The organism is Stenotrophomonas sp. C3(2023) (assembly GCF_032911385.1).
In the GTDB taxonomy this organism is placed as follows: domain Bacteria; phylum Pseudomonadota; class Gammaproteobacteria; order Xanthomonadales; family Xanthomonadaceae; genus Stenotrophomonas.
In genome coordinates, this window is the sequence record NZ_JAWJLO010000001.1 from 557,419 (window position 1) to 584,071 (window position 26,653).

Consider the following 26,653-nt stretch of genomic DNA (forward strand, 5'->3'; position numbering starts at 1 on the left):
GCACGGTCGTCAGGGTGTGCGGCGGCTTGCGGCAGACGCGTGTGCCCTCGACTCCGTGCGGCCATGGCCGCAGAATTGACCGCCCGCCTTGAGCCCGTGTGATGAAGAGCAAGCAGGAGATCGTCGAGAACTGGCTGCCCCGGTACACCGGCGTGCCGCTGGACCAGTTCGGCCAGCATGTTCTGCTGACCAACTTCGGTGGCTACCTGCACAGCTTTGCCGCGTTGACCGGTGGCAGCGTTGTCGGACTCGACCGGCCGATGCCCAGCGTCACCGCCGACGGCATCACCCTGATCAACTTCGGCATGGGCAGTCCCAATGCCGCCATCGTGATGGACCTGCTCTCCGCAGTGAGTCCCAGGGCGGTGCTGTTCCTGGGCAAGTGTGGCGGCCTCAAGCGCAAAAACCAGCTCGGGGACCTGGTGTTGCCGATTGCCGCGATCCGCGGCGAGGGAACCTCCGACGACTACCTGCCTGCCGAAGTGCCGGCATTGCCGGCCTTCGCGCTGCAGCGGGCGGCCTCCACGATGATCCGCGACCTGGGCCATGATTACTGGACCGGTACGGTCTACACCACCAACCGGCGGGTCTGGGAGCATGACGAGGCGTTCAAGGAGCGCCTGCGCCGCATGCGCTGCATGGCCATCGACATGGAGACGGCGACCGTGTTCGCGGCCGGTTTTGCCAACCATATTCCCACCGGAGCCTTGCTGCTGGTCTCGGATCAGCCGATGATTCCCGATGGAGTCAAGACCGAGGCATCCGATGCCAGGGTCAGTTCGCAGTTCGTGGACAACCACATCCAGATCGGCATCGAAGCGCTGCGGTTGATCCGGCGCAACGGCAAGTCGGTTCGCCACCTGCGCTTTGACGAATGATGATGAGCGCAAAGGGCCAGGGCGCCCCGCTCCAGGAGCACGATATGGAAATGGCAGCGCAGGTGGTCCGGTTCTGGACCGAGGCGGGACCGGAAAAATGGTTCGCGCGCGATGATGGGTTCGACGCCCGCTTCCGGGCGTTGTTCCTGGACGAGCACCATGCGGCGGCGGCACGCGCGCGCGAGCATTGGCTGGCCACCGCCGAAGGCGCACTGGCGCTGCTGCTGCTGTTGGACCAGTTCCCGCGCAACTGCTTCCGTGGCACCGCCCACTCCTACGCCACCGACGGCCTGGCGCGCCATTACGCCACGCGCGCCATCGAGGAGGGGCTGGATCTGCAGCTGGTGCCCAAGCTGCGTGCGTTCATCTACCTGCCATTCGAGCATTCGGAAGATCCGCTGGACCAGGACCGCTCGGTGGCGATGTTCGACGTGCTCGGCGACAAGGAGTATCTGCAGTTTGCCGAACTGCACCGTGACCTCATCCGCCGCTTCGGGCGGTTCCCGCACCGCAATGCGGTGCTCGGACGCATCCCGACGCCGGAAGAGCTGGATTATCTGGCCGAAGGCGGGTTCGCCGGCTGAGCCGGTACCGGCAGCGCGGCACGCAGGCCGCGCTGATCCAGCGCCTGCAGCACGCCTTCGATGATGGCCAGGTTGTGACCATGGGCAGCGCCCTCGTGCAGCAGCACGATCGCCCCCGGCCGCAGGCGCGGCAGCAGCCGCTGCAGCACGTCCTCGGGGCTGCAGTTCACCCCATCAAAGCCGCGCGCGCTCCAGCCGACGCGGGTCAGGCCATGACGCTTGAGCGCGGCGGCCACGAACGGGTTGGTCATGCCCACCACCGAGCGGTACCAGCGCGGCGGGTATCCCGCCAGCGCGGTCAGCGCCTGCTGGCACTGCCCTATCTCGGCCGACATGGTGGCCGGCCCCAGCCGCCAGAAGCGGGTCTGCGGGTGGGAGTGACTGTGGTTGCCGATGTCGTGGCCACGGGCAATGATCTGCCGGACCTGCTCAGGGTGCTCCAGGGCGCGCTCGCCAACCAGAAAGAAGGTCGCCCGGGCCTGGTAGCGGTCGAGCAGGTCGAGCACGGCGGGGGTTTCAGCGCTGGGACCGTCATCGATGGTCAGCCACACGCTGTTGCCCGCGTCGTCCACCCGGCTGAGCACCGGCGCATAGAAACGCGCATTGGGCAGGAATACGGGCACCAGAAAGGTGGCGTGGCTGATGACCATGCAGCCCAGACCCCAGGCCCAGCCGAGCTGCCAGCCGACCGCGAGTACCGCCAGCTGGGACAGCACCAGCCAGGGCACCCATCGCCAGGGGTGGGCGGGAATGCGATGCAATGTTTCTGCTGGGGTCATTCCCCATGATGCCACGGCGGGTAGAATCACCGGTCTGATACTTCAAAAAGCCCAGGCCGCCATGTCTCTCGATCCCGCCCTGCGTACGCGCATCGAATCCCTCCTCAGCGCCGACCGCGTTGTCCTGTTCATGAAGGGCCAGCCGGCCATGCCGCAGTGCGGCTTTTCGGCCAAGGCAGTGGGCGCGCTGCAGGACCTGGGCGTTGAGTTCGCACACGTGAACGTGCTGGCCGACCAGGAGATCCGCGAGGGCATCAAGGCCTACGGCGACTGGCCGACCATCCCGCAGCTCTACATCGACGGCGAATTGATCGGTGGCAGCGACATCATCCTGCAGATGGCCAGCAGCGGCGAGCTGAGCAGCGTGCTGGGCCTGGAAGCGCCCGACCGCACGCCGCCGTCCATCACCGTCACCCCCGCAGCCGTGGAAATGCTCAAGGGCGCGCTGGCCGATGCCCCGGGCGCGGCACTGCAGCTGGGCATCGACGCCCGCTTCCAGCCGAACTTCCAACTGGCGCCGTATGACCAGGGCGCGATTGCCGCCGAATCCAATGGTCTGCGCGTGCAGTTCGACCTGGCCAGTGCGCGCCGTGCCAACGGCATCACCATCGACTGGGTCGACGATATCCGCGGCAAGGGCCTGGCCATCAACAACCCCAACGCCCCGCAGGCGGTGCAGGAACTGTCGGTGCGCGATGCCGACGACCAGGTGCGCGCCGGCAATGTACTGCTGGTGGATGTGCGTCCGGCCGAGGAGCGCGCCATTGCCGCCGTGGGTGTGCCGTTCAAGGTCTTTGACGGTGCCGGCCGTGCGGAGCTGGAAGCGCTGCCGAAGGACACCGCGCTGGCCTTCCTGTGCCACCACGGCGGCCGCAGCGCCCAGGCGGCCGAGCAGTTCCGCGCGCTGGGGTTCACCAAGGTCTTCAACGTCACCGGCGGCATCGATGCCTGGTCCAGCGACGTCGACAACGGCGTACCGAAGTACTGAGGCTTCTGGCAGGTGACGACCGTTGGTCGTCACCTGCAGGGCGGCGACGGGCATGGCCCGGCTCACCCCTCGCGGTACGCCACCAGCAGCCAGCTGTTGAACGGGGTGCGCCCATGCAATGGGCGCGCGGCCTCGACCTGCAGCCCGGCAGCCGTGAGCACCGAACAGAGTTTTCCCGGGTCCGGGTAATGCCGCGGCCGTGTACCCATCCAGCCGATCACCCACGCCAGCCGGTCGGCCACGCGCGTGGTGCGATCGCGGCCGTCGCCGGTCGCCAGCGGGGTCCGCAGCAGCAGACGCGCACCGGGCGCAACGCGGGCGGCCGCCTGCTGCAGCAAGGTCTGCTGCGGCACTTCGTGCAGGTACTGCAGCACGTCCAGCAGGGCCACATCGCCGCTGTGCGCAGGCAACCGGGCCTGCACGTCCAGTGCGGCAAAACGCACCCGCGCCAGCCCGGCGCGCTGCGCGGCGTGCTCGGCACGTCGGATCTTTACTGCGTCCACATCCACGCCGAGATAGTTCTGGCTGGCGCCGCGCTGGCGCAGCACATGGGCCAGCAGCCCCAGTCCACAGCCCAGATCAAGCAGGGGCCGGTCGCTGCCTTCCAGCTGCTGCAGTACGCCGTCGTACAAGGGGTCGCTGCCGAGCTTGGCGCGGCTGTAGTAGTAATCGCGCCGGTTGCCCCAGGCGCGCGCGGGGCGGAAGGCGTCGGCGATCGCGCGCGCCTGTGCCGACGACAGTGGCTGGCAGGGCAGGGGCGTGTGCTGCAGCAGGGCGCCGTCCACTGGCATGCCTGTCATGGGGTCAGCGCATCGCGGCGAGCAGGCGGCGCGCGACAGGCTCGGCCTGCAGGCTCCAGCGCTGGTACATGGCTGCCGATGGATGCAGGCCGTCCTCGGCCAGCATTGCCGCCTCGCCGCCCTCCTGGCGGCTGATGCCGGTGATATCGACGAATGCGACGCCCTGCGCCTTGCAGACCTGCGCCGCAGCGGCATTGAAGGCGTCCAGCTCGCGGGCGATCTGCACAAGGTTGCGGCCGGACGCGTGCGCGAACGGGGTCACCCCCCAGTCGGGGATCGACAGCACCAGCACGCCGTCGCTGCCGTGACGACTGAACGCCTGCGCACGCTCCAGCAGCAGGGCGAACTGGGCGCGGTATTCGTCCACGCTGCGCCAGCGGTACTGGTTGTTCACCCCGATCAGCAGGCTGACCAGATCAAACGGCCCCTGCGGTGCTGCGCTGTCGATACCCGCATCAAGCTCGTCGGTGGTCCAGCCGGTGGTCGCGATGATCTGCGGATCGGCCAGCGCGACGCCTGCGGCGCGCAGGGCGGCGGCCAGCTGGTGCGGCCAACGTCCCGCCGGCGCAACACCTTCGCCGATGGTGTAGGAGTCGCCCAGGGCGAGGTATGAATACGACATGCGGACAGGGCCTCGCGGAGACGTCAGGCGACCGAGCGCGCCTTCAGCGGCACCACCTTGCGGTTGGCTTCGGCGCGGCGCGAAAGCGCGCGGTCGATGCGGGCGAATACATCGCGCATCATCGCCGCTTCCGGCAGCAGGGTGACCCGGAAGTGGTGCCGGTAAGGCACGTTGAAGCTGGCGCCGGGCACCACCAGTACGCCTTCCTGGTTCATCAGGTCCAGCGCGAAGCTGTGATCGTCGAAGGCCTTGGCCGCGTCGCCGATCACGCCGGGGAACGCGTACAGCGCGCCGGCCGGCGCCACCAGTGACAGGTGCTCGCTGGCCGCGCAGCTCTCGATCACCGCGCGGCGGGTCTCGTACAGGCGCCCACCGGGCGCACACAGCGCACTGATGGTATCGGGGCCATTCACTGCGGCCTCGATTGCGTACTGGCCCGGCACGTTCGCACACAGGCGCAGCGCACTGAGCAGATCCAGCGCGGCACGGAACTCACCCAACCGGTCGGCCGCGCCGGACAGCACCGCCCAGCCCACGCGCCAGCCGCAGGCGCGATGCACCTTGCTCAGCCCACTGAAGGTCAGGCATGGGTGGTCTTCGGCCAAGGGCGCGACCGGGTGGAACTGCGCGCCGTCATAGAGGATCTGGTCGTAGATCTCGTCCACCAGCAACAGCAGGTTGTGACGACGGGCAATGGCCACGATCTGCAGCAGCAGCTCACGCGGGTAGCTGGCGCCACTGGGGTTGTTCGGGTTGATCAGCACGATGGCGCGCGTGCGCGAGGAGACCAGCGTCTCGATTTCACTCGGGTCAGGCTGGAAGCCATTCTCCGGCGCGCAGCGGTAATACACCGGACGCCCATCATTGAGGATGGTGGCCGCCGACCACAGCGGGTAGTCCGGCGAGGGCAGCAGTACCTCATCACCCGGGTTGAGCAGGGCCCGCAGCGACAGGTCGATCAGCTCGCTGACACCATTGCCGATGTAGACCCGGTCCGGATGTGCATCCGGGCAGCCGCGGCGCGCGTACGCAGCAGCGACCGCTTCGCGGGCTTCGGGCAGGCCCTGCTGGTGCGTATAGGGGTCGGTCCGGCCCATGTCATCGGCGATCGCCCGCTGCAGATGCTCGGGCGCGCGGAAGCCGAAACTGCCCGGATTGCCGATGTTGAGCTTGATCAGCTTGTGGCCCTGCGCCTCCAGCTCCCGCGCTCGCCGCGCCAGCTCTCCGCGGATCTCGTAGCGCACTTCGGAAAGGCGCTCGCGGGTGGCCAGGGGCTTGTGCGAGGGGGTGGACATGGGGGCTGGGCCGTCAAGGGGCATGGAAGCCCATGGTAGCGGAATTGATGCAGTGCAGGGCGGCACCGCCAGGCCCGGCCGGACTGGGCTGGAAGCCGCTTGCCACGGGTAGAATGGGCGCGATGACCAACAGCCCCGACTTCCCTCTTCTGCAGACCATCGGCTGGCCCTGGCCGGGGCTGCCCACCCAGGCCGACTGGCTCGCCGTGATGGAGCAGCACCCGCAGGCGCGCCCGGCGCGCGTGGTCGAACAGCACCGCACGCACTACGTGGTGGCGGACGCGCCCGGAGCGGCAATCAAGGCCGAGTCGTTGCCCGAGTGGCAGCGCCCGCGCTTTCCCAGTCACGAGCGGCCTGCCGTGGGCGACTGGGTTCTGCTGGACGGGGTGCGCATCGTCGCGCTGCTGCCGCGCCGGACCTCGATCAAGCGCGGTGCCGCAGGCGAGCACTATCACCAGCAGGTGATTGCGGCCAACGTGGATACGGTGTTCATCGTCTGCGGGCTGGATGCGGACTTCAATCCACGGCGGATCGAACGTTACCTGCTGCTGGTGGGCGGCGGCGGGGCTGAGCCGGTGGTGGTGCTGACCAAGGCCGACCAGACCGACTACACCGACGATGCGTTGGCGGTGCTGGAAGAGCTGGAGGCACAGGGCATCGCCCTGCGCGCGGTGAACGGCCTGGACAGCGACAGCGTGGCGGTGCTGCTGCCGTGGCTGCAGGCCGGCCGCACCGTGGTACTGGTGGGGTCCTCGGGTGCCGGCAAGTCGACGCTGACCAACACGCTGCTGGGCGAGCAGCGGATGAAGACCAACGCGGTGCGGGCCAATGATTCGCGCGGGCGTCATACCACCACCCACCGTGCGCTGATGCCGCTGCCCAGCGGTGCCTGTCTGATCGATACCCCCGGGATGCGCGAGCTCAAGCCTACCGGCGAGGAAACCCTGGCCGAAGGTGGGTTTGCCGACATCGAAGCACTGGCGGCCCAGTGCCGCTTCCGCGACTGTTCGCATGATCGCGAACCGGGGTGCGCGGTACGTGAGGCGATCGACGCAGGCGTGATCGAAGAAAGCCGCCTGATCAACTACTTCAAACTGAAGGAAGAAGTCGCTGCTGCAGCGGCCAAGCTGGCAGTCCGCCAGGCAGAAACCGCGCAGGAGCGACGCAGCACCGGCCGTGGCCAGCAGTTCCGGCCCAGCGGCAAACCCAGACCGCGCCGCCCGTAGAGCCGGGCTCTGCCCCGCTGCCGCAGACATCCCCGACGTAGAGCGGGGCTCTGCCCCGCTGCCGGAATCTGTCGCTGTGTCGCAATTGGTTATAGTCCCCGCATGGACCGTATCCGGACACTGGATCGTGAGGTGGCCCACCATGCCGCGCTGGATGCGCGGCTGGTCGACGCTGTGGCCGACATCCGCCTGCTGGCACTGACCAGCTGGCCGGCTGCCCTGCAGGCCCCCTTTCTGACGAGCGTGGCCCAGGGACAGCCGAGGCTGCCGCAGGTGGTCTACCCGACGCTGGATTTCAGCAATGCGCGGCGCGCGCTCGAGCAGATCGTGGCCGCCTGCGACGAACAGCATCCGCTTGGCCAGTACATCCAGCAGTCCGCGCACAGCTGGGACGTGGCGGCGCGGCTGCTGGAGGGGCTGGGCACCGCGGCTGTGGATGCGTGTTCGGTGGAGCTGTTCGGCGCCCCGGAACAGCCCTTGCCCGGCAACGGACCGAGCACACGCGACGCGGCACGCCATTTCATCCAGATCGCCAACGAGCTGGACCATGAACTGCTCGCACCGGAAGAACAGGTGCCGGTCTCGGCTACAGCATTGCAGTTGCAGCTGCAGAACGATCTGGACAGTTTTTTTGAGGGCCGTGTGATTCACGTGCAGCTGGACCCGGAACTGGTCTCCAAGGCCGCAGCCGGGCCGACGCGGATCCGGCTGCGTACCAGCGCACGCTTCAGTGCCTACGATCGTGCACAGCTGTTCCACCATGAAGCGCTGGTGCATTCACTGACCGCCCTGAACGGACGCGAGCAGACCGTGCTGCCGAGCCTGGCGCTGTCCTCACCGCGGCTGACGGCCACGCAGGAGGGGCTGGCAACCTTCGCCGAGCAGATCACCGGCAGCATCGACATCGAACGGCTCAAGCGCATCAGCCTGCGCACTGAAGCCATCGCAATGGCGCGCGAAGGCGCCGACTTCATCGAGGTGTTCCGCTATTTCTGCGCGGCGGGGCAGAACAACGAAGAGAGCTTCGCTTCGGCGCAGCGGGTGTTCCGCGGCGTGCCGCCGACGGGGGGCATGGCCTTCACCAAGGACACGGTGTACCTGCGCGGGCTGGTATCGGTGCACACCTTCTTCCGGCACATGCTGGCGCAGGACCGGTTGCAGGTCTGCCGATGGTTGTTCGCGGGAAAGATGACACTGACCGATGCGATCACGTTCGCGCCGCTGTTCCAGGCGGGTACGCTGCAGCCGCCGAAGTGGCTGCCGCACTGGGTGGCGCGCGCCAACGGGTTGGCGGGCATGCTCGCGTTCTCCCTGTTCGCCAACCGCATCCGGATGGACCAGCTGGCCCCGGAGTAGGGGGCGGACTCCCGCTCTGGCAGGTGACGACCGTTGGTCGTCACGCTCCTGATCTGGCTCGCCGGGCAGAGCCCGGCGCTACCGTGCTGCCCTCAACCCATGTACAGACCACCGTTGACCGCGTAGTCGGCGCCGGTGACATAGGCGGCTTCGTCCGACGCCAACCAGCCACACAGCGCGGCCACTTCCTCAGGCCGGCCCAGCCGGCGCAGGGGCACCGAGCCGGCCAGCCGGTCAAGCACGTCAGGGGGGAAAGCAGTGATGGCCTGGCTGGCGATGTAGCCCGGCGAAAGCGTATTGACGGTGACGCCGCGCGCGGCGACCTCGGCCGCCAGTGCACGGCTGAACCCGTGCATCGCGGCCTTGGCGGTGGCGTAGTTCACCTGGCCGATCTGTCCCTTGTGCGCACTCACCGATCCGATGTTGATGATCCGGCCCCAGCCCCGGCGCGTCATGCCGTCCACCACCTGCTTGGTCAGATTGAAAAGTGCGTTGAGGTTGGAGGCGATCACGGCGTTCCAGTCTTCCTGGCTCATCTGCCGGAACAGTACGTCGCGGCTGCCGCCGGAGTTGTTCACCAGCACATCGATTTCTCCCACCTCCTCCCGCACCTTGCGGAAGGCTGAGCTGGTCGACTCCCAATCGGTGGCGTTGCCTTCGGAGGCGATGAAGTCAAACCCGAGCTCGCGCTGTTCGCGCAGCCAGCCGGCCTTGCGCGGTGAGTCCGGCGCGCAGCCGGCAACGACCGTGTGGCCGGCGCGGGAAAGCGTCTGGCAGATGGAAGTGCCAACGCTGCCCATGCCGCTGGTGACGTATGCGATGCGAAGGGTCATGGTGTGCTCCAGGTCCAGGGCGGGGAATCAGGCGGCCAGTGGGTACAGGGCGAACAGCAGGCTGCCGGCCATCAGCAGCAGCGAGATCAGCACCGCCCATTTCAGGGTGAAGCGCTGGTGGTCGGCGAACTCGACCTTGGCCAGACCGACCAGCAGGTACGTGGAGGGCACCAGCGGGCTGAGCAGGTGCACGGGCTGGCCGGCCAGCGAGGCGCGTGCCATTTCCACCGGGGTGATGCCGTAGTTGCCCGCCGCTTCGGAAAGGATCGGCAGCACGCCGAAGTAGAAAGCGTCGTTGGACATGAAGAAGGTGAACGGCATCGAGGCGATCGCGGTGATCACCGCCAGGTACGGTCCCCAGCTCTGCGGAATGATCGCCAGGAAGCTGTGCGACATCGCTTCGACCATGCCGGTGTTGTTGAGGATGCCGGTGAAAATGCCGGCAGCGAAGATCAGCGAGACCACCGACAGCACGTTGCCGGCATGGTTGACCACACGGCGACGCTGTTCGGCCAGGTTGGGATAGTTGATCACCAGCGCGATGGCGAAGCCGACCATGAACAGCACCGGCATCGGCAGCACGCCCAGCACCAGTGCGGTCATCAGGGCCAAGGTCAGCAGCAGGTTGACCCACAGCAGCTTCGGCCGCTTGGTGTCTTCGGTGTCTTCGACGGTGGGCAGTGCGTCGCCGTCATCACTGACACTGCCATCCATCCATGAACCGCCCGCAGGCAGCGCCACGACGCCCAGGCGGCGGCGCTCCTTCAGGCCCAGGTACCAGGCCAGCAGCAGGATGCCGGCGCAGGCGATGACCATCGAGGGAATCAGGGGGATGAACACATCAGCCGGATCCACGTGCAACGCGGTTGCGGCCCGGGCGGTCGGGCCGCCCCACGGGGTGAGGTTCATCACACCGCCGGCCAGGATGGTCACGCAGGTCATGTTCAGCGCGCTCATGCCAAGCCGCCGGTACAGCGGCAGCATCGCCGACACGGTGATCATGTAGGTGGTCGAGCCATCACCGTCGAGCGATATCAGCATCGCCAGCACGGCCGTGCCCATGACGATCTTCAGCGGATCGCCCTTGACGATGCGCAGGATGATCCGGACCAACGGTTCGAACAGACCCGCATCGATCATGACGCCGAAGTACAGGATGGCGAACATCAGCATCACGCCGGTCGGCGCGATTTTCTTGATGCCATCGAGCATCATTTCGTCGATGCCGGCACCAAAGCCGCCGAGCAGGGCGAAGACGATGGGAATGGTGATCAGGGCGACGAGCGGCGACAGCCGTTTGCTCATGATCAAGTACATGAACGTAATGACCATGCCAAAGCCGAGGATGCTCAGCATCATCTGCGGACTCCTTGCGTACTGCGGTGAGAAAGGGGAAAGACGGCAGGGTTCAGAAGTCAAACTGCAGTCGGCCGGTGACCGCGCGTGTGCGGTCCACGGTGGTACCTGCCAGTCGGTCGCGGTTGTGGCTCTGGATGACGTTGAGCATGAAGCGCAGGTCGTCGCGCAGGTACCAGTTGCCGCCGAGTGTCCACGCCTGGGTGCTGCCGCGGCGCAGATCGGGCTGCCCGTCCAGATGCTGGTTCCCACGCATCTGGTCGTAGCGCAGCGCAAGCTCGAAGGCGCCGGCCCTGTGCCGGATGTCCTCGATCCGCGCGAAGCGGCCGGTGCGGCGGTCGTAGGCTTTCGACTCACCGGTGAGGAACCAGCTGAGCATGCCGTAGCCGGCCAGCACCTTGCCGCGCTGGGCACTGTCATTGAAGGTGGCACCGCTGAACTCGCCCTGCCAGGAAAGCGGACCGCGCACCTGTGCATACTCCAGTGACCATTTCTCGACGTCGGTGTCGCGGCCTGCGGCGAAGTCGATCAGGGTCAGACGGCTCTGGTCTGAGAGGTGTCCCGCCGGACGCGGCCGGATACGCAGTGCCGGGACGCCGTCCGCGCCGGGGCGGTCATAGGCCTCATGCGCCAGCGACAGACCCAGATGCAGTACATCGCCTGCCGCAGGATGCGGGGCCCAGGTGACCCGGCCGCCGGCGGCGCGCCCCTTCACCTGCCAGGCGTCAATGCTCTCCAGGCTGTAGAGGCTGGCCGCCCAGGTGAAGTCACCCGGGTTGGCCTGCCACGATGCGCCGAGGCGGTACAGCGGCGCCAGCGTGGTGCCCGCGTTGCCACGTTCCAGAAAGCTGCCGTAGTTGGAGCTGGTGCGATCATCGAGCGAAAAGTACTGCTTGAACTGGCCCACCGTGAGCGTACCGGCACCGCCGAACGCGTGGGCCAGGTAGACGTCCTTCGCTTCGACGCGGTCGCCGGACACGTCCGCTTCGAGCTTGTAGTTCAGCCCCTGTAGCTTGCCGGATACGTCCAGCCACGCGCGCCGTACTTCGGTGTCGTCCTTGTTCGGGAAGCCACGGTCGTCATTGTCGAACGTGGCGAAATCCAGGTGGAGGCGCCCGCCGAGGCTGGCGGAAAACGCGCTGTCGTCGGCAGCGGCGCTGACCGGTATCGCGGCCGACAGCAGTGCACAGGCGGTCGCCAGGTGCCAACGGCTGATGTTGTGATCCACAAACCCTCCCAGGTGCGCACGCAGAATGCGCTGCAGTGGTGGCACCCGGGGCCGGGTGCGAGGGAGGCAGTCTGTGTGCCGCAAGCTGTCATCCGCCTGTCAGCGGTTTGTGCGACGCAGCGAAAGCCATGCAGCACCTGCGCGCACGCCCACATCGCGCTAGCATTCAGGTCTGTCGCCTGCCGTCTCCCGTTTCCATGCGCCTGCTGCTGGTTGAAGACAATCCGGATCTCGCCGATGCCATCACCCGTCGCATGCGCCGCAGTGGGCACGCGGTGGACTGGCAGCATGATGGACTGGCCGCTGCCAGCGTGCTGCGCTACCAGCGCTTTGACCTGGTCGTGCTGGATATCGGGCTGCCCAGGCTGGATGGGCTGCGGGTGCTGTCGGGCATGCGCGAGCGCGGCGACAGCACGCCGGTACTGATGCTGACCGCGCGTGACGGCATCGAGGATCGGGTGCAGGCGCTGGATGTGGGCGCCGACGACTATCTTGGCAAACCGTTCGATTTCCGCGAGTTCGAGGCGCGCTGCCGGGTGCTGCTGCGGCGTGGGCGTGGCCAGGCCAGCGACGTGGTGCAGATTGGTGGATTGCAGTTCGACAATGCCGCCCACCGGCTGACCGTCGATGGCGAGGTCGTCGACCTGCCCAACCGCGAGTTCCGCCTGCTGGAAATCCTGATGGGCAGGCTGGGCCAGGTGGTGGGCAAGGACGAGATCGGCAACGGGTTGTTCGGCTTCGATGACGAAGCAGGGCCCAACGCGATCGAGCTCTACGTAGGTCGCCTGCGGCGCAGGCTGGCGAAGGCGCCGGTGCGTATCGTCACCGTACGCGGGGTCGGCTACCTGCTGGAGGCGACCGAGGCCGGTGATGGCCAGGGGTGACGCGTCCGCGCCCCGTTCGCTGCGCTACACGCTGCTGCTGTATCTGGGCGCGCTGCTGGCGATATTCGCCGTGGCCCTGCTGTTTGCCGCGCGTGATTACGGCAAGCGCGCAGCCAACCGTTCCTACGACCATCTGCTGGTGTCCTCGGCGCTGTCCATCGCCGACTCGGTGGCATTGGTGGAGGGACAGTGGCAGGTGGACCTGCCCTATGCTGCACTGGACCTGCTGTCGATGGCACCGGATGATCGCGTGTTCTACCAGGTCGCTGACAGCCGCGGCCGGCTGATCACCGGCTACGGCGACCTGCCGCGCGCTCCGGCAGCGCCCAACGGGCAGCAGCCCCGCCTGTTCGATGCGATCTACAGCGGTGAGCCGGTTCGCTTCGTTGTGGTTGCCCGCAACCTTTCCTCGGAAACGGAGACGGGCGAGGTACAGGTGCAGGTCGGCCAGACCCGGCGCGCGCGCGATGCACTGGCCGCTGACATGGTGACGCGCGCGCTGCTGGCCATCGGTGTACTTTCGCTGCTGTTGCTTGCGCTGGTCGTGGTGGGTGTGCACCGGGCATTCCGGCCGCTGGTGCGGGTGGAGCGTGAGCTGTCGCGACGTGAGCCGTCCGATCTGCGCCCGCTGGATGCCCATGTGCCACGCGAAATGGACCAGATGGTGGCGGCGCTCAACCGCTTCATGGCACGGCTGTCCACCAGCAACGAGACCCTGCGTGCGTTCATGGCCGAGGCAGCGCACCAGATGCGCACGCCGCTCGCGGCGCTTCGCGCACAGGCCCAGCTCGCGATGGATGATGAGGATCCGCAGGACATGCGGCGCAGCCTGCGGTCGATCGAGCGCAACGCGACGCACATGAGCCGCCTGTTGAACCAGCTGCTCAGCGATGCCAGCGTCACCCACCGTTCCAACCTGCAGCGATTCGCACAGGTCGACCTGGCCGAGACCGTGCGCCAGGCTCTGCATGAAGCGCTTCCCCAGGCGGGGCCGGCACCGCAGGTGCAGCTGAGCTTGACCGACGAGCCGATCCATCTACACGGCGATGCCCTGCTGCTGCGCGAAGCGATCAAGAACCTGCTGGACAACGCGCTCAAGCATGGCGGCGAGGGACCTCTGCAGGTCGCGCTCACCATCGGTGAGGGGCAGGCGGTGCTGACCATCGTCGATCACGGACCCGGCATCGCCGCAGCCGATGCAGCACGCGTGTTCGAGCGCTTCGCACGCGGTGAGCAGGCGTCCGCCGGTGGGGCGGGGCTGGGGCTTGCCATCGTCAAGCGCGTGGTGGAAGCGCATGGCGGCCGGATCGACCTGGCCAACCGCCAAGGAGGTGGCCTGGTGGCCACCGTCACCCTGCCGGAGAAGCCGGCATGATGCATCGTGTGTGCCTGGTGGTGATGCTGCTGCTGGCGCCGGGCGCCTGGGCCAACCCGGGTGATGTGCAGCGGTTTCCGGCCAAGGGCACGGCCACCGCGCAGCTGCGCATCCACGGCACCACCGACATCGAGGTGTTCGCCGTGGTCATCGAGGACTACCAGCGGTCCAACCCGGGGGTGGAGGTGATCTATGAGGACATCATCACCCAGGACCTGCACGCGCGCTATCTGCTGGACAGAAACGCGGCCACGTCGCCGGACCTGTTGATTTCCAGCGGCATGGACCTGCAGACGAAGCTGGTCAACGACGGCCACGCATTGGCCCATCAGTCACCGCAGACGGCTGCACTCCCCTCATGGGCTCGCTGGCGCAACGAGGCGTTCGGGATCAGCTATGAGCCGGTGGCGATTGTCTACAACACGCGCGCGCTGCCAGCGGCCCGCGTGCCACGCACGCGACGGGAGCTGCTGGACCTGCTGCAGGCGCCCGGCGCACCGCTGCAGGGCAAGGTCGGCACCTATGACATAGAGCGCAGCAGCGTCGGCTATCTGCTGGCCACCCAGGATGCACAGCGCGGCAGCATGGCCGGCGCACTGCTGGGGGCGCTGGGCAGCAACAACGTGGTACGCGAGGAGCGTACCGGTGTGCTGCTGGACAAGGTCAGCAGCGGCCAGCTGTCGCTGGTCTACAACGTACTGGGCTCCTATGCCCAGGCGCGCATCGACGCGGGCGCACCGTTGGGCATCGTCGAGCCTCAGGACTACACGCTGGTGATGCTGCGCACGGCGGTCATTCCGCGCACCAGTCCGCACCCGCAGCAGGCCCGACGCTTCCTCGACTATCTGCTGTCACCACGCGGACAACGGGTGCTGGCGCGTGAGGCGCGGCTGCTGCCGATCGTCAGCGATGGAACAGTGCGCGAGCATGGTCCCGGGCGCAGTCGCCGACCGATCCCGCTGGGCCCCGGCCTGCTGGTCTACCTCGATGGATTGAAGCGCCAGCAGTTTCTCGATGTCTGGAAGCGCAGCGTGGGGCCGGCAGGCGAGGCACGCCCGGCGCAGCCTCAGAACAGCCCCAGCAGATAGCCGATTCCCAGCATCAGCAGGGTGTAGGACCAGATCCACGGCAGCACGCGGCGCAGGTAATCGGAATAGCTGACGCCACTCATGCCCAGGGCCAGCCAGACCGCCGTGGAATAGGGGCCGACGTAGCCCCCGAGGGTGTTGGCCAGCGTCAGCGCATTGACCACACTGCTGGCCTCCACGCCGTGCGCGGCGCTTGACTGCAGCACGAGCGGCAGCAGCGCGAAATACCAGGCATCGGTGCTGACCAGCAGGTGCGCGGGCGTGGCCAGTACCGCGAGCAGCAGATGCTGATGCCGCAGAAGCGCTGTCGGCAGTGCGGAGCTGGCTGCATCGGCCAGCGCCTTGATCATGCCGGTGCCCTCGAGCACGCCGAGCAGCACGCCAGCGCTGAGAACGACCAGAGCCAGCTCGACCGCCGCCGGTGCGTGGCGGGCCAGGTGCCGCCGTTGTTCGTGCAGGCTGGAGGCGCCCAAGGGCAGTGCCACGGCAAGCGCGAGCATGAAGACAAGCCAGGCCGGTACCGTTGTGCCGAGGAGCAGGGCGAGTGTCAGCAGACAGAGGATCACTTCGGCCCGCGCGGAGCGCCGGGGCGGCACACACGGCGGCTCGGCAATGACCGACGGTTGCACCGGTTGAACCGGTTGCACATGCGAGCCGCGCCGACGCGACTCCACCACGCCGGCCAGCGCGGCCATGGCAAGCAACAGCGCAATGCCGAGCAGCTGTACCGGCAACAGCGTCCGCCAGAGCGTGGTCACGTCGATTCCGGTGACTGCCGCAGCGCGCCCCAGCGGTCCGCCCCAGGGCAGAAGATTGAACAGCCCAGCCGCCGCTGCCAGCAGCATCAACAAGGTACTGCGCCGCATCTGCAGCGCATCGTAGACCGGCAGCAGCACGGGGAGAACGAGCAGGAAGGTGGTGGGGCCGGCCCCGTCAAGGTGGGCCAGCAGGCCCAGCAGGGCGGTCACCAGGCAGACACGCACCGGCTGCGTGCCGCTCGCCCGCAGCGCCAGCGTCATCAGCGGCTGGAACACGCCGCGCTCGCGCATCAGGCCGGCAAAGCAGACCGCGCACAGAAACAGGGTGGCGACCGGGGCCGTGCGGGCCAGGCCCGCCTGCACGGCAACGCCGAGCTGCTGTGGGCTGGTGCCCAGCAGCAGCGCGGCCAACGGAGGCAACAGCGCGAATACCACCATCGGCAACACGCGGCCGCTGGCCAGCAGCGTGGTGGTGGCCAACAGCAACAGCAGAGCGATGCCAGCGGTCATGGTGGACGATGCGGTGGGTGGTACCGGCAGCACACGGCATCGGGGGAGCCCCGGCAATGAACAAACATGCAAAGTGCGGCAGACACCATGGCAGAATTGCGCCATGAGCGAACTGAACCTGCTGGTTGCCGATGATCATCCGTTGCTGCGCGCAGCGGTGGTCCACTCGCTGCGCGAGAGCCTGCCGCAGGTGCGCGTGCGCGAAGTGGCCAGCGCCGAAGCCCTTGAGCAGGCACTGGATGCCGATGCCGACCTTGACCTGGTGCTGCTCGACCTGACCATGCCGGGCGCGCACGGTTTTTCGGCACTGCTGCATGTGCGCGGCGCGCACCCCGACGTGCCGGTGGTGATCCTGTCCTCCAACGACCATCCGCGGGTGATACGGCGTGCACAGCAGTTCGGTGCCGCCGGGTTCATCCCCAAATCCGCTCCGCTGGAGACCATCGGCAGCGCATTGGCGGCAGTGCTTGATGGTGGCCTGTGGTTTCCGGCGATGGCGGCCGAGCGCTCGGAAGCCGATGCGCTGCTGGCGAGCCGGCTGGCCCAGTTGACGCCGCAGCAGTTCCGGGTGCTGCTGTGCTTGGCCGATGGCCTGCTCAACAAGCAGATTGCATACACGTTGGGTTTGGCCGAGAACACCGTCAAGGTACACGTTACGGCGATCCTCAAGAAGCTTGAATGCCACAGCCGCACCCAGGCCGCCGTGCTGGTCAAGGCGCTGGAGCCGGAAGGCGACATCGGTCGCGAACCGGGGTGAAGCGGTCAGGCTGCGGCGGTTGCTGACCGTGACGTCAGCAGTTTCCCGCTGACGTCGAAAGTCGGGTTCGCCGAGATTATCAACCACCGGAGCGGCAGCCATGCGGTACAGGCGGCCGGACACCCCTTCGCCGTGGATGATCTCTCATGCCTGTAAAACGCGTACTTGCCATCGGGGCACATCCTGATGACATCGAACTGGGATGTGGAGCAACGCTGGCCAAGCTGGTGAGCCAGGGTGTGCATGTGCGGGCCCTGATACTCACCGCCGGCGACGCCGGCACCCGCCCCGGACACGGCCGCTGCGACGAGACCGCAAGCGCGCTGAGGCTGTTGGGCATCACCGACATCGTGCAGGAGCATCTGCCGGACACCTGCCTCGATTCGCATCAGAGCAGGGTGACCGCGGCGATCCAGGCGCAGTGTGATGTGCTGCGCCCGGACCGCGTCTACACCATGTTCGAGCGCGATCGCCATCAGGATCATCGTGCGGTGTTCCAGGCCTCCATCATCGCCTGCCGCCGCGTGCCGCAGGTGCTGAGCTATGAAGCGCCCAGTTCGTGGCCGGACTTCGCGCCGGTGGTGTTCGAGTCCGTCGACGCGTTCGTCGACGCCAAGGTTGCCGCGTTGAGCCTGCACCACAGCCAGGCGCACCGCGATTACATGTGTCCCGAGCAGGTCCGCTGCCGTCTGGAGTTCCGGGGCGGACAGATCGGTCTTGGGCCCTGCGAAGGCTTCATGCCCTACAAGGTGGTGCTATGAAAGAGCTCATATGGCTGGCGGTGGTGCTGCTGGCAGCGGCCCTGTTCTACTGGCGCGGTCGACGTCCGCCCAGTCGCCGGCGGGGTGTCGTCGATGCGATCGTGCCGGCCTACAACGAAGGTCCCTGCCTTGAACAGTCGCTGCGCAACCTGCTGGCCAATCCCTATATCGCCCGCGTCATCTGCGTCGACGACGGCTCCACCGATGACACCCCGGCGATAATGGACCTGGTGGCCCGGCAGTCGGAGGGGCGTCTGCTCGCCATTCGACAGGAGAACACCGGCAAGGGCGGCGCACTCATGAACGGGCTGCAGTACTGCACCGCCGACCAGGTTTTCCTCACCGATGCGGACACCTGGGTCAAGCCCGACGGTGATGACCTGGGCTACCTGCTGGCCGAGATCGAACGGGGCGCGGACGCGGTGGGTGGCATTCCGTCCTCCGACCTGCGCAACGGCGGCCTGCTGCCCCAGATCCGCGCCAGCGTGAAGCTGCCGATGATCACCCTCAAGCGCGGGCTGCAGCAGCTGCTCGGCGGAGCCCCCTTCATCATCTCCGGTGCTTGCGGCATGTTCCGCACGGACGTGCTGCGCCGTTTCGGCTTTTCCGACCGGACCAAGGTCGAGGACCTTGATCTGACCTGGACCCTGGTGGCCAACGGGTTCCGCGTGCGCCAGGCGCATCAGTGCGTGGTGTATCCGCAGGAATGCACCACCGTGCGCGAGGAGTGGCGTCGCTGGCGTCGCTGGATCGTGGGCTACGCCGTCTGTACCCGGCTGCACTGGCGCCTGCTGTTCAGCCGGTTCGGCTTCTTCAGCATGTTGCCGATGGTGTGGGTGGTGGTCCTGGGCATGGCGGCGTGGGTATACCTCGGCGTGCAGTCCGTCATCGAGCACGAAGGTCCGCACGGCATTCTGCTGGTGATGTTCCCGCTGCTGTGGATCGTGCTGGTCAGCCTGCTCGGGCTCTACAGCGGCTGGCGTCACCAACGGTGGCGGCTGGTGTTCTTCTCATGGCTGGCGGTCATCTACGTAGCGCTGGCCTATGCCATCTGGGCAACGCACGGGTTGGCCGGGCTGTGGACCGGCCGCGAACCCAAGCGCGACAAACCAACGAGGTATCGCCATGTGGTGGAATGATGTAGCCGCACTGGAGACGTGGCTTGCGGACACCATCGCGGCCATCGATCCCACTGCAGACGTGGCGCGGGACGCTGTCATCGAGGGCGCGGTACGCATCGGTGCACGCAGCCGCGTCTGTCCGGGCGCCCGTATCGAAGGTCCGGTGGTAATCGGTGATGACTGTCTGATCGGCAACAATGCACTGATCAGGCCCTGCACCCTGATCGGCCCGGGCTGCCGGATCGGCTTTGCGGTGGAAATGAAGCACGCATGGCTTGAGGAACGGGTCAGCGTGGGACCGCAATGCTACGTCGCCGATAGTGTGCTCGAGCCCGACGTCTATCTGGGCGCACAGGTGCGCACCAGCAATCATCGCCTGGACAGGCAGACCATCAAGGTACGACAGGGCGATGCCTGGCTCGACACTGGCATGGAAAAGCTCGGTTGCCTGATCGGCGCCGGTTCGTCACTGGGCATCCAGTGCATCGTCCTGCCGGGACGATGCGTGGCACCGCGTACGACGCTGGGTCCGCGCATCACCGTGGTGCGCAATCTGCCTGCGGGGCGCTACCAGCTCAGGCAGGACCTCGATACCTATTGATGGGGAAGGCACATGCACCGTTTTCTTCTTCTGGCGGGGTTGTTGCCGTTTGCCGCCGCCACTGCTGCCGGGCCGACTGTAGTGATGCACGGCGGCTGGACCGGTTATGGCGAGGGCCTGGGCGAGCGCCATGTCACGGGTATCGATGTGCTCGGCACGCTGCCCCAGGGCGGCTGGCAGCTGGGCATCGCGCGCGGCGAACGGCGCTCGTCAACTGGCCATGCTGCGGGCAACCGACTCGAACTTGGCTGGCAGCAACGTCGGGGTGACCGTCTGACGTCGCACAGTCGCATGCAATGGGGTGGCAACAGCCCCGTGTTCCCGGTCTGGGTGCTGGAGCAGACACTGTCGTTCCGGGTCGGCGGAGTGCACGAGGCCAGAGTAGGCGTCAGCCAGTCCCGGCATCGCAGCGGCGTGGTCAGCTCGGCAGTTCATGGTGAAGCACGTCTGCGCGGCATCCGCTGGGAAACCCGTCTGCGTCATTTGCGCAACTGGCAGCGTGGCGCGCGCTCGGCGTCCGGCAACGCGACGAGGCTGGTGCTGCTGTGGCGCGATGCACGCGGTGCTGGGTCCAGCTCTCTCTGGCTGACCGCAGGTAATTCGCTTGCAGAGGACGACGGCGTGACCGGACCCCGCAACGGACGCCTGCGCTCGGCGACGTTGCTGCGCGCGCAGCCCGTCGGCGAACACTGGACGCTGCGTGCCGCGCTCGGCCGGTCCTGGAATCAAGCGGGTGAGCGACGCTACATCGCCGATGCCCTTGCGCTCAGCGCAGCCTACCGCTGGTAGCCCTGCGAGGCAGCGCGGCCTGCATTGTTGCGTAACACTGGCGTCGGTAGGTGACGACCGTTGGTCGTCACGCCTCTGCTCGAGCGCTCGCCGTATGTCCCGACGGCACGGCTGCGCCGCTGGAGCGTGACGACCAACGGTCGTCACCTACCAGGGCGCGGCTGCCCGCAGCCCGTAGTGCCGGGCTCTGCCCGGCAGCTCCTGCGCTGCTCTGCAGCCGCACGGCACGGTTGCGCCGTTGAAGCGTGACGACCAACGGTCGTCACCTGCCAAGGGCCTTGCAGGCAGGTCGACGATGACGGTCCGGTGTTCATCGCCGGTGTCGCAGCAGCAGCTGGCTCATCAGCGCGCGCAGTGCGGGCGGGCGCACCGGTTTGGATAGAAAGCCCCAGCCCTGTTCGGCAGCGCGGGCACGCAGGTCGTCGTCCCGCTCGGCGGTCACCAGGATCACCGGCGGCCGGCTCTGCCATTGCTCGGCCAGGCGCTCGTAAAGGGCGGGGCCGTCATGGTCGCCCATCCGCACATCCAGCAGCAGCAGTTCCGGGGCGTGGCCGGCCACCGCGGCGTCCAGCGCGGCGGCAGGCCCGTCCGCCAGCGAGACGTGGCATCGCCATCGTTCAAGCAGTGCACGGCTGGCGGCGATGACGTGCGCGTCATCGTCGATGACCCAGACGTCACGTCCCTGCAGCGGATTCCCGTCGGCGCTGTCATGCTGCTGCTCCGTCGCCGCAGGCGGCGCGACGGGGTCAGCGGCTGCGGCCAACGGAACGCCCACCTCGAAAACGCTGCCTTGGCCCAGCGTGGAATGAACCGCGATGCGGTGGCCCAGCAGCCGTCCAATGCGCTCGACGATGGCCAGACCCAGCCCGGCACCGCGTTCCTGGCCGTCGTGCAGGCGCCGGAACTCCTCGAAGATCTCCCGGTGCAGGCTTTCGGGGATGCCCGGGCCCTGATCGTGCACCTGGATCCAGAGCGTGTCGCCACGTCGGCGGCAGCCCAGCAGCACGCGTCCGCGTTCGGTGTAGCGCAGGGCATTGGAGAGGAAGTTCTGCAGAATCCGGCGCAGCAGGGCCTCGTCACTGCGGATGATCGCAGTGGTCGGCACCCAGCGCATGACCAGCCCCCGTGCCTGCGCATCGATGCCGAACTCGCGGGCCAGCGTTTCCAGCAGCGGTGCCAGCGAAAATGCCCTCACGCGTGTCGGCAGGCTGCCCGATTCCAGCCGTGAGATGTCCAGCAGGCTGACCAGGATCGCATCCTGCGCCGCCAGCGCGGCATCGATATGATCGCTGGTCTGCTGCTGGCCGGGGTCCACCAGCTTGCCGCGCAGGACGGAAACGAACATGCGCGCGGCATTGAGCGGCTGCAGCAGGTCGTGCACGGCCGAGGCGACGAAGCGGGTCTTGTAGCGGTTTGCCTGTTCGGCCTCGTTGCGCGCGGCATCAAGGTCGCGCGTGCGCTCAGCGACGCGATGCTCCAGCGCATCCGCCAGCGATCGCAGCTCACGCGCGGCATTCTTGTAACTGGTGATGTCGGCATAGCTGGTCACAAACCCGCCGTCGGGCAGTGGATTGCCACGTATTTCCAGCACCGTGCCGTCGTCCTTCTCGCTCTCACGCATATGCGGCCGGCCGCTGCGCAGATGGTTGAGGCGACGCTCGATGGCCTCCTCGATCGGACCCGGTCCGAGCAGGCCCCGGCGAGCGTTGAAGCGGAACAGTTCCTCGATCGGCGTGCCTACTGTCACCAGACCGGGCGGGAAGCGGAACAGCTCGACGTAGCGTGAGTTCCAGGCCACCAGGCGCTGCTGCGCATCAATGATGACCACGCCCTGCGGCAGATGTTCCAGACTGCGGCTCAGGCCATGGTCGGCCTCCTGCGCGGCCTGCATGAGCCCGTCCTGCGCGGTACGCAGTTCCTGCGCATGCTGCTTGAGCAGTGACTCCAGCTCACGCCGGCTGCGCTGGCGATGCTGCGACAGGCGTCGCCGCTGCTGCACCAGCAGCACCAGCAGACACAGTGCCAGCCATGCCGCGCCGGCGCCGATGGCGGTGCTGCGGGCGACCGCCACGGTACCCTGCGCATCGTGCAGCAGGTGCAGGTTCCAACCTTCTTCGGGCAGGGCCTGGGTCTGCCAGAGCAGCGTCGCTGGCGAAGCAGGATCGAGCATGCGGACCAACCGGCCACCGTCGTCCAGCACCTGCTCGGTACGGGACTGCAGAGGACGCAGCTGCCGGTTGCCGAACTGGCGGCTGGCCCGCAGCTCCTCGCGTTCGGCCGCCCCCAGCGGGCGCAGCAGGCGATAGCGCCAGTTGCTGGCATTGGCCAGGAACACCACATCGTGGCTGTCACTGGCCATCACCAGGTCCGGACTGGCCAGCCATTCCTGTTCCAGTGCCGAAAGCTCGATCTTGATCACCACAATGCCGAGCCGCGTGCCGTCCTGGTCTTCCAGCGCGTGCGACAGGAAATAGCCGGGCACGCCGGTGGTCATGCCGATGCCGTAGAAGCGGCCATGGCCGGTCGCCATGCCCTCCAGGTAGTACGGCCGGTAGCTGTAGTCCTCGCCGACGTTGGTGGTCGGCTCGTTCCAGTTGCTGGCGGCCACGGCGACACCGTTGCGCGCCACCAGGGTGAGCGTGGAGGTGCGGGTGACCTCGTTGGCACGCTGCAGCTTGAGATTGAGGCGCTGGCGGCCAGCAGCATCGGGGGGCTCGCGCAGGGCGCGGATCAGGTCCGGGTCCAGCGCCAGCACCTGCGGCAGGGTGCCGAAGCGGTCGATACGCTGCTGCAGTCCCTGCGCGTACAGGCGCAGCTGACGCTGCACCTGCTGGCTCTCGGCGGCCATGGCGCGCCGTCCCGCAAGGTGGCCGGCCACCACCGCGCACAGCACCGTGCCGCCCAGCATCACCAGCAGGGTCAGCAACAGCTTGCGGTAGCGTCCCAGACGGTACATGCACAGCCCTCAGCTGCAGCGCCGGGGCCGGCCGGGTGAGCGCGCGGCGCGGCGACGCTCACCGGATGCGATCGGCCCGGCCACTGCCACGGCCGACGCCTGTGGGTTGATCAGAAATGGACCTGGGCGCGGACTTCGAAGATTTCCGGATCGCGCTTGATGCCGCGACGGCTGGCATCGACCTTCACGTAGTTGGCCTGCAGCTTGAGGTGGCTGCCCAGGTACCAGTTGGCACCCAGCGTCCAGTCATGCTGGCGGCCGCCGAGCACATCGGCATCGTCCAGGTCCAGGCGGCTGTAGCGCGCCAGCAGTTCCACCGCGCCGAAGTCACGGGCCGGCTTGACGTTGGAGACGGCACCGCCGGCATAGCCGCGCGACTCGCCGGTGACGACCCAGCTGGCCATCGCGTACTGGCCTTCGCCGGTGAAGTCCGGCTTGCCATCGCGCTTGATCGTCGCCTGCAGGGCTTCGGCCTGCACCGAGAACGGGCCGCGGATCCATACGCCTTCCAGGCCGACACGGTTGATCTTGTCTGCGGTGGTGAGCGCACCGGAATCGACGAAACGCAGGTCGGTCAGGCCCGCTTCGGGGCGTGCGCGCAGGCGCGCGGTCGCTTCATGGTGCACATCGCGGCCATCGCGCCAGCCACGCGGATTCTCCTGCGACAGCGCCAGGCCGAGGTGGACGACATTGGCTTCGGCCTTCACCGGGGTCCACACCGCACGCAGCGCCTGCATGGTGCCCGGGTTGTCGCCGTGCAGATCCTTGCCGCCGTACGCGCCGGCCTGCAGCAGGTAGGCCGGGCGCTCCATCGACCATTCCACACCGGTACGACGACCGGCGTAGATGGCCTGCACCGGCAGCGCCACTTCCATCAGGCTGCCCGCGCGCGAGCTGGTCACGCTGTCCAGGCCCACCGGGGTCTTGATGTAGCCGAAGCGGAAGCGGCCGATGTCGGTACCAAACAGGGCCTTGCTTTCCAGACGCAGGAAGACGTCCAGCCAGGTCTCGGACTGGAAGTCGTAGTACACCATGGCGTCGTACACGCCCTTCTTCTTCAACGTGGCGCCGAATTCCTTGCGGCGCACGGCGTCGGCGTTGGCGATGCCGTCGGAGAAGTTGTTCCAGTCATAGGCGATATTGCCGGTGGCAGCCAGTTCGGTGCCGTTGGCGAAGGTCGCCTTGGTCGGCCAGTTGTCCCAGTCGGCGGCCGAGGCCAGCAGCGGGGTGGCGGCGAGGCCCAGGGCGAGCAGGGTGGGGGTGATGCGCATGGAATGCAGTCTCTTCACGTTTGATTGCCGGGGGAAGGTCAGCGGACCGCGGCGCGGAGTCGCTCGAGGCCGGAGGCTGACGTCATGGATTCGTTATATCGGTCGCCAGAGCACCCGCTGAAGGCGACGACGGGGTGCACATGGTACCGGCAGAGCCGGGCTCGGGGCGATGTGACGGCCCCAGTGTATTTGCAGCGGCTTTGCTGAACCGGCGCGTTAGTACCAATAGGTTATCTGCACGGGCGCTGAGCGGGCGTACAAAGGCGCCATCCGATGCCGGACCGCGTGCGTACTGCGCTGTTGGCGTCATCCGCCCCTTCCGGAGTCCGCCCATGCACGTTCCTGCCGCGCCCAAGGTTCCTGCCGCCCCAATGCCGTTCTACCGGCAGCTGTATTTCCAGGTCATCGTCGCCATCATTCTGGGCGCCCTGCTGGGTCATTACGACCCCTTGGCCGGTGAAAAGATGAAACCGCTGGGGGATGCCTTCATCAACCTGGTGAAGATGATCATCGCGCCGGTCATCTTCCTGACCATCGTCACCGGCATTGCCGGCATGACCCAGCTGCGCACCGTGGGTCGGGTGTTCGTCAAGGCCATGGTGTACTTCCTGTTCTTCTCCACGCTGGCACTGGTGGTGGGCATGGTGGTGGCCCATGTCGTGCAGCCCGGCGCGGGCATGAACATCAACCCGGCCGAGCTCGACCAGACCGCGGTGAACAGCTACGTCCAGAAGTCCCATGACCTGACCCTGGTCGGGTTCCTGATGGACATCATCCCCAAGACGCTGGTCAGCGCCTTCGTCGATGGCAACATCCTGCAGGTGCTGTTCGTGGCTGTGCTGTTCGGCATCTCGCTGGCCATGGTCGGTGAGAAGGGACGGCCGGTGGTGAGCTTCCTGGAGGCGCTGGTCGCTCCGGTGTTCAAGCTCGTGCACATCCTGATGAAGGCCGCCCCGATCGGTGCCTTTGGTGCGATCGCCTTCACCATCGGCAAATATGGCGTGGGCTCGCTGGTCAATCTGGCCTGGCTGGTCGGTTCGTTCTACCTCACCGCGTTCCTGTTCGTGGCCGTGATCCTGGGTGCGGTGTCCCGCTTCTGCGGCTTCTCGGTGTTCAAGCTGGCCCGGTACCTGAAGGCCGAGCTGCTGCTGGTGCTGGGCACCTCGTCCTCCGAGTCGGCGCTGCCCTCGCTGATGGAGAAGATGGAGCGTGCCGGCTGCAGCAAGTCGGTGGTCGGCCTGGTCGTGCCCACCGGCTATTCGTTCAACCTGGATGGCACCAACATCTACATGACCCTGGCCGCGCTGTTCATCGCCCAGGCCACCAATACCGAGCTGACTCTGGGTCACCAGATCGCCCTGCTGCTGGTGGCGATGCTCAGCTCCAAGGGCGCCGCCGGTGTTACCGGTGCCGGCTTCATCACCCTGGCAGCCACCCTGGCGGTCGTGCCCGAGGTACCGGTGGCCGGCATGGCGCTGATCCTCGGCGTGGACCGCTTCATGAGCGAATGCCGCTCGCTGACCAACTTCATCGGCAACGCCGTGGCCACGGTGGTGGTGTCCCGCTGGGAAGGTGCGCTGGACAGCAGGCGCCTGCAGCTGGCGCTGGATGGCCGCGAAAGCGAGCTGCCGCTCCCGGTCGATGCGGTTCCCGCAGCCCCGGCAGTGGCTGCCGCACAGGCCGGCAACGCCTGAGTTCAACATGTTTCATCTGCGGGGCTGGTCAGCGATGACCCGCCCCGCAGTCGGTTTCAAGGACCTCGCTGCACGGCGCTGCACTGCGCCGCCAGGCCTCTTCCGGCAGGCTACATACGCCACGGGATTGTGCGCCTGCAGCA

General features: G+C 67.3%; 24 protein-coding genes. 14 read left to right on the plus strand and 10 right to left on the minus strand.

The window, feature by feature from the left end:
* Window positions 1-101: 101 nt before the first annotated feature.
* Together RZA67_RS02285 and RZA67_RS02290 are read left to right on the plus strand one after the other, a co-directional pair.
* A complete protein-coding gene (locus RZA67_RS02285) occupies window positions 102-878 on the plus strand; it encodes an AMP nucleosidase (protein ID WP_317210907.1) in 777 nt (258 codons plus the stop codon).
* A gap of 44 nt (window positions 879-922) precedes the next feature.
* Entirely contained in the window at window positions 923-1,462 is a 540-nt protein-coding gene (locus RZA67_RS02290) for a DUF924 family protein (RefSeq protein WP_317210909.1), read from the plus strand.
* Here the strand turns inward: RZA67_RS02290 and RZA67_RS02295 are convergent.
* Entirely contained in the window at window positions 1,432-2,241 is an 810-nt protein-coding gene (locus RZA67_RS02295; protein ID WP_317210910.1) for a polysaccharide deacetylase family protein, read from the minus strand. The genes RZA67_RS02290 and RZA67_RS02295 overlap by 31 nt on opposite strands.
* Window positions 2,242-2,302: 61 nt before the next feature.
* On the opposite strand from RZA67_RS02295, the gene grxD reads away from it, so the two are divergent.
* Window positions 2,303-3,229, plus strand: coding sequence for a Grx4 family monothiol glutaredoxin (grxD, locus tag RZA67_RS02300; RefSeq protein ID WP_317210911.1), 927 nt, complete (start codon window positions 2,303-2,305; stop codon window positions 3,227-3,229).
* 62 nt (window positions 3,230-3,291) lie between these two features.
* Here the strand turns inward: grxD and RZA67_RS02305 are convergent, their stop codons facing one another.
* The 3 genes from RZA67_RS02305 to RZA67_RS02315 form a co-directional block, all read right to left on the minus strand.
* The gene (locus RZA67_RS02305) at window positions 3,292-3,969 is read right to left on the minus strand and encodes a class I SAM-dependent methyltransferase (RefSeq protein WP_317213779.1); all 678 of its coding nucleotides are present in this window, start codon (window positions 3,967-3,969) and stop codon (window positions 3,292-3,294) included.
* 64 nt (window positions 3,970-4,033) lie between these two features.
* On the minus strand, window positions 4,034-4,651 hold the full coding sequence (locus RZA67_RS02310; protein ID WP_317210912.1) for an SGNH/GDSL hydrolase family protein: 618 nt from the start codon (window positions 4,649-4,651) through the stop codon (window positions 4,034-4,036).
* Between the two features lie 23 nt (window positions 4,652-4,674).
* Entirely contained in the window at window positions 4,675-5,946 is a 1,272-nt protein-coding gene (locus tag RZA67_RS02315; protein WP_317210913.1) for a pyridoxal phosphate-dependent aminotransferase, read from the minus strand.
* Window positions 5,947-6,059: 113 nt separating this feature from the next.
* On the opposite strand from RZA67_RS02315, the gene rsgA reads away from it, so the two are divergent.
* Both rsgA and RZA67_RS02325 read left to right on the plus strand, forming a co-directional pair.
* The gene (rsgA, locus tag RZA67_RS02320) at window positions 6,060-7,172 is read left to right on the plus strand and encodes a ribosome small subunit-dependent GTPase A (RefSeq protein ID WP_317210915.1); all 1,113 of its coding nucleotides are present in this window, start codon (window positions 6,060-6,062) and stop codon (window positions 7,170-7,172) included.
* Window positions 7,173-7,274: 102 nt separating this feature from the next.
* Window positions 7,275-8,528 (plus strand): flavohemoglobin expression-modulating QEGLA motif protein, encoded by a 1,254-nt coding sequence (locus RZA67_RS02325; RefSeq protein ID WP_317210917.1) that lies wholly within the window; start codon window positions 7,275-7,277, stop codon window positions 8,526-8,528.
* 92 nt (window positions 8,529-8,620) lie between these two features.
* On the opposite strand, the gene phbB is transcribed toward RZA67_RS02325, so the two are convergent.
* From phbB to RZA67_RS02340, 3 genes are read right to left on the minus strand one after another with little or no spacing between them, the layout of a single operon-like run.
* Entirely contained in the window at window positions 8,621-9,361 is a 741-nt protein-coding gene (gene phbB / locus RZA67_RS02330; RefSeq protein WP_317210918.1) for an acetoacetyl-CoA reductase, read from the minus strand.
* A 27-nt stretch (window positions 9,362-9,388) separates the two neighbouring features.
* Window positions 9,389-10,717: a CitMHS family transporter gene (locus RZA67_RS02335; RefSeq protein ID WP_317213780.1), complete on the minus strand. Its 1,329-nt coding sequence runs from the start codon at window positions 10,715-10,717 to the stop codon at window positions 9,389-9,391.
* Window positions 10,718-10,769: 52 nt separating this feature from the next.
* Window positions 10,770-11,918 carry a porin gene (locus RZA67_RS02340; protein ID WP_317213781.1) on the minus strand — a complete coding sequence of 383 codons (1,149 nt, stop codon included), beginning with the start codon at window positions 11,916-11,918 and terminating at the stop codon, window positions 10,770-10,772.
* Window positions 11,919-12,142: 224 nt separating this feature from the next.
* Here RZA67_RS02340 and RZA67_RS02345 point away from each other — a divergent pair, with 224 nt between their 5' ends.
* From RZA67_RS02345 to RZA67_RS02355, 3 genes are read left to right on the plus strand one after another with little or no spacing between them, the layout of a single operon-like run.
* Window positions 12,143-12,829 (plus strand): response regulator transcription factor, encoded by a 687-nt coding sequence (locus RZA67_RS02345; protein WP_317210919.1) that lies wholly within the window; start codon window positions 12,143-12,145, stop codon window positions 12,827-12,829.
* Window positions 12,816-14,204 carry a sensor histidine kinase gene (locus RZA67_RS02350; RefSeq protein ID WP_317210920.1) on the plus strand — a complete coding sequence of 463 codons (1,389 nt, stop codon included), beginning with the start codon at window positions 12,816-12,818 and terminating at the stop codon, window positions 14,202-14,204. The genes RZA67_RS02345 and RZA67_RS02350 overlap by 14 nt, the downstream gene beginning before the upstream one ends.
* Window positions 14,204-15,292 carry an ABC transporter substrate-binding protein gene (locus RZA67_RS02355; RefSeq protein WP_317213782.1) on the plus strand — a complete coding sequence of 363 codons (1,089 nt, stop codon included), beginning with the start codon at window positions 14,204-14,206 and terminating at the stop codon, window positions 15,290-15,292. Before RZA67_RS02350 ends, RZA67_RS02355 begins: the two co-directional genes overlap by 1 nt.
* Here the strand turns inward: RZA67_RS02355 and RZA67_RS02360 are convergent.
* Window positions 15,271-16,560 carry an SLC13 family permease gene (locus RZA67_RS02360; RefSeq protein WP_317210921.1) on the minus strand — a complete coding sequence of 430 codons (1,290 nt, stop codon included), beginning with the start codon at window positions 16,558-16,560 and terminating at the stop codon, window positions 15,271-15,273. The two genes, RZA67_RS02355 and RZA67_RS02360, sit on opposite strands and share 22 nt — an antisense overlap.
* 103 nt (window positions 16,561-16,663) lie before the next feature.
* On the opposite strand from RZA67_RS02360, the gene RZA67_RS02365 reads away from it, so the two are divergent.
* From RZA67_RS02365 to RZA67_RS02385, 5 genes are all read left to right on the plus strand, one after another.
* The gene (locus RZA67_RS02365; protein ID WP_317210922.1) at window positions 16,664-17,317 is read left to right on the plus strand and encodes a response regulator transcription factor; all 654 of its coding nucleotides are present in this window, start codon (window positions 16,664-16,666) and stop codon (window positions 17,315-17,317) included.
* Window positions 17,318-17,463: 146 nt separating this feature from the next.
* Window positions 17,464-18,078 carry a PIG-L deacetylase family protein gene (locus RZA67_RS02370; RefSeq protein ID WP_317210923.1) on the plus strand — a complete coding sequence of 205 codons (615 nt, stop codon included), beginning with the start codon at window positions 17,464-17,466 and terminating at the stop codon, window positions 18,076-18,078.
* Window positions 18,075-19,217 (plus strand): glycosyltransferase family 2 protein, encoded by a 1,143-nt coding sequence (locus RZA67_RS02375; protein ID WP_317210924.1) that lies wholly within the window; start codon window positions 18,075-18,077, stop codon window positions 19,215-19,217. The genes RZA67_RS02370 and RZA67_RS02375 overlap by 4 nt, the downstream gene beginning before the upstream one ends.
* Window positions 19,204-19,800, plus strand: coding sequence for an acetyltransferase (locus RZA67_RS02380; RefSeq protein ID WP_317210925.1), 597 nt, complete (start codon window positions 19,204-19,206; stop codon window positions 19,798-19,800). The genes RZA67_RS02375 and RZA67_RS02380 overlap by 14 nt, the downstream gene beginning before the upstream one ends.
* A gap of 12 nt (window positions 19,801-19,812) precedes the next feature.
* Complete coding sequence (locus tag RZA67_RS02385; RefSeq protein ID WP_317210926.1) at window positions 19,813-20,589, plus strand: hypothetical protein; 777 nt, start codon at window positions 19,813-19,815, stop codon at window positions 20,587-20,589.
* 310 nt (window positions 20,590-20,899) lie between these two features.
* Here the strand turns inward: RZA67_RS02385 and RZA67_RS02390 are convergent, their stop codons facing one another.
* The gene (locus RZA67_RS02390; RefSeq protein WP_317210928.1) at window positions 20,900-23,545 is read right to left on the minus strand and encodes a PAS-domain containing protein; all 2,646 of its coding nucleotides are present in this window, start codon (window positions 23,543-23,545) and stop codon (window positions 20,900-20,902) included.
* Between the two features lie 110 nt (window positions 23,546-23,655).
* Window positions 23,656-24,816, minus strand: a complete 1,161-nt coding sequence (locus tag RZA67_RS02395) for a porin (protein ID WP_317210930.1) — start codon at window positions 24,814-24,816, stop codon at window positions 23,656-23,658.
* Between the two features lie 332 nt (window positions 24,817-25,148).
* Between RZA67_RS02395 and RZA67_RS02400 the strand changes: the two genes are divergently transcribed.
* Entirely contained in the window at window positions 25,149-26,510 is a 1,362-nt protein-coding gene (locus RZA67_RS02400; protein WP_317210932.1) for a dicarboxylate/amino acid:cation symporter, read from the plus strand.
* Window positions 26,511-26,653 lie beyond the last annotated feature (143 nt).